At 68.9% G+C, this 1,227-nt stretch carries 1 protein-coding gene; it reads right to left on the minus strand.

The window, feature by feature from the left end; translation table 11 throughout:
* Positions 1–1,227: condensation domain-containing protein (locus LZ017_RS21740; RefSeq protein WP_241399024.1), on the minus strand; the 1,227-nt coding region annotated here is incomplete at both ends.

Here is a 1,227-nt window from a genome sequence, read left to right on the forward strand (position 1 = left end):
ACCAGCCCGAGTTCGTCGCCGCTGTCGTCGACGTCCAGGTTGAGCGGGTAATTGCTGCTTTCTTCGCTGTGCAGCATCTCCATGCCCTGCAGTGCCTCCAGCTCCAGCGCGGCCAGCGCCTCCTCGTCGGCCTGGGGAGCCCGGGCGTTGTGGCGGTAGTTCAACAGCGCCGAGAACAAGGGTTCGCCCGTGGCATGGCCGCTGCAGCGCTGCGCCAGCGCCAGCGGCGCATGCTCATGGCGCAGCAGACCGGCCAGCTCACGCTGCACCTGCTTGACCGCGTCCTGCACGCGGCCGTCCAGCCCGACGCGCAGCGGCAGCGTGTTGATGTACAGCCCCAGCGCGCGGTCCGCGCCGGCCCCGGCCTGCATGCGCCCAAACAGCACGGTGCCAAAGACCACATCGTCCCGCCCGCTGAGCTGGCCCAGCACCATCGCATAGGCCAGATGGCACAGACTGGCCACGCTCAGGCCCAGCCGGCGCGCCTGGGTCCTCAGCCCCAGAGTCAGCGCCGGGGTCAGCGCCAGGCGGGCTTCGCCGAACTGGCTGCCATCGCCCTGCACATCCGACAGACCATAAGGCAGTGTCGGTTCATCCACCGTGCCCAGGCGCTCGCGGAAATAGGCCTCGTGCTGCTCGGCCGTCATGCCCAGCCGCGCCTGCGCCACATAGTTACGGAAAGGCTGCGGCGGGGCCAGGTCTTGCTCGCGACCACTCAGCAGCAAGGCGATCTCCTGCTGCATCACGTCCAGCGCCTGGTGGTCGGTCGACAGGTGGTGCATCAGCAGCAACAGCAGCCAGCGCTGGTTCGCCGCGTCGCGCATCGCATGGGCGCGCATCAGCGGCGCCTGCGTCAGCGTGATGCGGGTGTGCTTGGGATCCCAGCGCTGGCGCAGCTGGGTCGCCGCGTCCAGCGCGCTGTCAGGATCGATACGCTCTTCCTGCAGCAACAGCGGCGCGTCACGCCACACCACCTGCACCGGCTCGTCCAGCCCTTCCCAGTGCAGCGCGGTCCTCAGCACATCGTGACGCTGCACGACCTGGCCCAGCGCCTGCACGAAGCGCTCCAGCTTGCCGCGCTGGTCAAAGCTGAACAGCAGGTCCTGCAGATAGACGTCGCCCTGCTCCGCCATCAGGTGGTGGAACAACATGCCTTCCTGCAGCGGCGCCAGCGGGTAGATGTCCTGCACGTTGGCGGCGCCACCCGGCACCCGGGCCACGATCGCG

Origin of the sequence: Pelomonas sp. CA6 (assembly GCF_022549225.1) — a bacterium.
Classification (GTDB): Bacteria; Pseudomonadota; Gammaproteobacteria; order Burkholderiales; family Burkholderiaceae_C; genus Roseateles.